The organism is Streptomyces sp. KR55, assembly GCF_052245645.1.
Taxonomy (GTDB): domain Bacteria; phylum Actinomycetota; class Actinomycetes; order Streptomycetales; family Streptomycetaceae; genus Streptomyces; species Streptomyces flavusporus.
Genome location: NZ_JBQQCE010000687.1, coordinates 1 through 3615, shown reverse-complemented (window position 1 = coordinate 3615; position 3615 = coordinate 1). Strand labels below are relative to the sequence as shown.

General features: G+C 70.8%; 6 protein-coding genes. 4 read left to right on the top strand and 2 right to left on the bottom strand.

Translation table 11 applies throughout. The features are described 5' to 3' along the window. The 3 genes from ACTWQJ_RS48360 to ACTWQJ_RS48350 all read left to right on the top strand — a co-directional run. Nucleotides 1-627 (top strand): M28 family peptidase (locus ACTWQJ_RS48360; protein ID WP_443312730.1); only part of this gene is annotated, 627 nt, incomplete at its 5' end. 128 nt (nucleotides 628-755) lie between these two features. Then, entirely contained in the window at nucleotides 756-1364 is a 609-nt protein-coding gene (locus ACTWQJ_RS48355) for a hypothetical protein (RefSeq protein WP_443312729.1), read from the top strand. Further along, the gene (locus ACTWQJ_RS48350; RefSeq protein ID WP_443312728.1) at nucleotides 1310-1741 is read left to right on the top strand and encodes a hypothetical protein; all 432 of its coding nucleotides are present in this window, start codon (nucleotides 1310-1312) and stop codon (nucleotides 1739-1741) included. Before ACTWQJ_RS48355 ends, ACTWQJ_RS48350 begins: the two co-directional genes overlap by 55 nt. Before the next feature lie 124 nt (nucleotides 1742-1865). Here the strand turns inward: ACTWQJ_RS48350 and ACTWQJ_RS48345 are convergent, their stop codons facing one another. Then, nucleotides 1866-2318, bottom strand: a complete 453-nt coding sequence (locus ACTWQJ_RS48345; protein WP_443312727.1) for an SsgA family sporulation/cell division regulator — start codon at nucleotides 2316-2318, stop codon at nucleotides 1866-1868. Nucleotides 2319-2638: 320 nt separating this feature from the next. Here ACTWQJ_RS48345 and ACTWQJ_RS48340 point away from each other — a divergent pair, with 320 nt between their 5' ends. Then, the gene (locus ACTWQJ_RS48340) at nucleotides 2639-3439 is read left to right on the top strand and encodes an alpha/beta hydrolase (RefSeq protein ID WP_443312726.1); all 801 of its coding nucleotides are present in this window, start codon (nucleotides 2639-2641) and stop codon (nucleotides 3437-3439) included. Between the two features lie 18 nt (nucleotides 3440-3457). Here ACTWQJ_RS48340 and ACTWQJ_RS48335 read toward each other — a convergent pair. Then, nucleotides 3458-3615 (bottom strand): response regulator transcription factor (locus ACTWQJ_RS48335; protein WP_443312731.1); only part of this gene is annotated, 158 nt, incomplete at its 5' end.

Sequence of the window (3615 nt, the reverse complement as noted above, 5' to 3'; positions counted from 1 at the left end):
GAGACGGCGCGTCTGCTGCCCGAGGCGTCGGTTCCCCCGAGCGTCGTCCTGGCCGTGTTCGACATGGAGGAACTCGGACTGATCGGGGCCCGTCAGGCTGCCCGTGAACTGTGCCACCGCGGCGGTGTGCGGGGGATGATCTCCCTGGAGTCGGTCGGGTACTTCGTGGACGACCCGGGAACGCAGCGCCTCCCCGCCGGCTTCGAGCGAATCTTCCCCGAGGCAGCCGCCGAGGCACGGGCGGGCGGTTACCGGGGTGACTTCACCCTCGTCGTGCACCGGCGCTCCTCGGCGGGGGCGGCCGAGGTGTGGAAGCGGGCCGCCGCGGCGGCGTCTCCGGCGGTCCCGGGTCTGCTGCTGCGGGATCCGCGCCCCGACGGCCTGCTGGGCCTGCTCATCGGACTGGCCGTGCCGCCCGCGGGCCACCTGGGGCGTAGCGACCATGCGCCGTTCTGGAACCGCGGAATCCCCGCATTGATGGTCACGGACACCGCGAACTTCCGCAATCCGCACTACCACCGGTCGACGGATGTGCCGAGAACGCTCGACTACGAGCGTCTGGCTGCCGTCACTGCGGCCACCGCCATGACCGCCGTCTCGTGGCCCGATGCCCGACGTACGGTGTGAACATGTAGCCCGGCTTGCGACCGCTGCCGATGTCGGCCTCCGGGATGCGGAACTCACACCTTGCTATGACATTATGTGTTCGTATCAGCGCGACACGTATGTCGCAGTGGCGCTCCCCCGGAGGCTCCATGTCCGCACCGCCCGAACCCGTCACCTCTTCCACGAGCCTCGCTCTGCCTCTCGGCGAGAACCCGGTGGCAGTTCTCGAGGCCGCCGCGTGGGCCATGGCAGCGGTGCTGAGCACCCAGCGGCAGGCGCTGTCGGCGCCCCTCGCGGACGTGCTCGCGTGCGATCCACAGCGCACCGCGGTCCTGGAGAGCCTGGGCCTGGTCCTCCGGGGTCCCGACGGCTTCGTCCTCCACCCTTCGCTGGACCAGGTGGACGCGGCGACGGCGCGCAGCGCGGTGGAGGCGAAGCTCAGCTCGCTGCGGCAGGCCGTGTCGGCCGCTGCCTCCGAGGTGGCCGGTACACCGCAGGGTGGTTGGGGAGCGCAGCCCGATGAGGTGCTGCTCAGCCAGGGACGGGCCTCCGCCGCGACCGGCCGCGCGCTCGCCGCGAAGATTGTTCCTCGGCTTGCCGGGTGCACCGAGCGGCTGGCAGCCGAGGGCAGCCGCATCCTTGACGTGGGCACTGGCGTCGGCGCCCTGGCCTTGGCGCTGGCCCAGGGCTTCCCCAGGCACGGGTGGAGGGCATCGACGTACTGGAGAGGGCGCTGGCCCTGGCGCGGGCGGAGCTGACCGCCGCGGACCCTGCTGTGGCCGCCCGGGTGTCCCTGCGCCACCAGGACGCGGCGGACGTGTCGGAGACGGAGACCTACCAACTGATCTGGCTGCCGGCGCCCTTCCTGTCGGAAGAGGCGCTGCAGGCCGCTCTGCCCCGGCTCGTCGAGGCCCTGGTACCGGGGGCATGGCTGGTGGCGGGGACCAACCTTGTTGCCGATGACGCGCTGCGTCGCTCCGTCGAGCGGTGGACCGCGGTGCGCGGCGGCGGCAACTCCTTCGACACGGCGCGCATGGGTGAGGAGCTCGACGCGCTCGGGTCGGAGGAGACGAGGACCTTTCCCACGGTTCCGGGCGGCCCCGTACTGGTCGCGGCCCGGCGCATCGAGGGCTGAGTCGTTCACCCCGAGCCTGGCATGTCCCGCGTCGTGCGAGACCGGTGGGGTTTCGTGTGCCGCCGGAGGTTCCGCTCGGGACCGCTCGGCGGGCACTGCGGTGTCGGCGCTCGGCGACCGTTCTTCACGGGCCTTGGAGCAGATCCGCGGTGGCGACCTCCCAGTCGATCTCGGCGAGCTCGCGACCGGCGGGAACGAGCTCGTAGGTGTACTCCAGCCACTCCTCCAGCGGGGGCACGGGCAGCTCGAACAGGGCCGCCATGTCCCTGGAGGCCAGCCGGAGCCGCGCGGTGGCCCGGACCTCGGAGTGCGCCGGCCACATCTGGACGTCACCGAGGCCGCTCACCGAGTACAGCCCCTGCTGGAGGAGGTCGCGGCCGATCCGCCACAGGACACGCGGGCCGCCCTCGATGACAAGCTCCACGGACACGACCAGGGGAGCCTCCGGATCGAACCGGAACTCCGCCCTGATGGCCTGCCGGGCGGCGACGTCCAGCACTCGCTCGATGTCCAGGATCAGCTCAGGGCGGGCGTGCGGCGCCGGGCGAGCCTGTATACCTGGTTGGTTGCTGCTCATGGCGGTCGGATCCTTCCCCGTGGCGAAAGCTGGCCCGACCTACCCTCGTCGCTGCGGGAGCGGCGTACATAAGTCACTTGACCGTCCAACATCGCCGACTTCGACGGTGCATCGTGATGACAGAGGTCCGCCAAGCGGAGACGTGTCCGAATCGGGGCGCCTTGACGGGGGTGACCGTTCCCGGGGCGCTCGGTCCTGTGGGCGCTGTGGGCCGTGAACATTAAGTCATTCGACTGTCGCCCCTGACCTGCGCCTGAACGATCCTGAAACTGTCACCCGCATGCCAGAGCCGGGTGATCGTCATGCTCGGAGGGCCAGCCGTGAACCACACTCCCGTCGTCTTCATCCATGGCACCTGGCTGCACGCGCTGTCCTGGGAGTCATGGGCGGAGCGCTTCGCCAGCCGGGGGTTCCTCGCCTTCACGCCCGGATGGCCGGGGGAGGCGGTCGCCGTCCGGGAGACGCGCAAGTCCCCCGGGACGCTCGCGGGCATCGGCCTGGACGTGCTGACGGATCACTACGCGGAAATCGTACGGTCGTTTGAAATCGCGCCGGTGATCGTCGGCCACTCCGTCGGCGGCCTCATCGCGCAGCATCTCATCGGCGCCAACATCGGCCGGGCCGCGGTGGCCATCGCACCCGCCCCGATCAACGACATTCCGCTGCCCGCCTCCCCGGCCCGGCTGTGGACCCCCGGCCGGGCCGACGACGCCGAACAACTGGTGTCCCTGTCCCCGGAGCAGTTCCACCGCGCCTTCGCGAACACGGTCGCGGCGGAGGAGTCCGACCGGCTCTTCGACCGCTATGTCGTGCCGACGTCCCGTCGTCTGCTCGCCGACCTGGGGTACGCGGGCACGGTGCGCAGCCCGCGTGCCGTGGTGGACGTCGGCAACGCGGACCGCGGCCCGCTCCTGCTGATCTCCGGGCAGGAGGACCTGCTGGTGCCCGACTCCGTCACGCGCGCGGTGTACAAGGAGTACGGCGACTCCACGGCCGTGACCGACCTGAAGCAGTTCGCGGACCGCGCCCACTCCCTGGTCATCGACAGCGGATGGAGATTCGTCGCCGACTACGTGCTCGGTTGGCTGGACGAGCGCGGCCTCCGCGCCTACCCCGGGTAGGGGCTCGGCGTGCCGCAGTCACACGTTCTGGTCGCCGGGGATCTTGCTCAGTGCGTCGCGGAGGGCGGCGCGTGAGGTGATGCCGAGTTTGGGGAAGACGCGGTAGAGGTGTGAGCTGACGGTGCGGGGTGAGAGGTGCATGCGTTCGCCGATTTCCTTGTTGGTCAGGCCGCCGG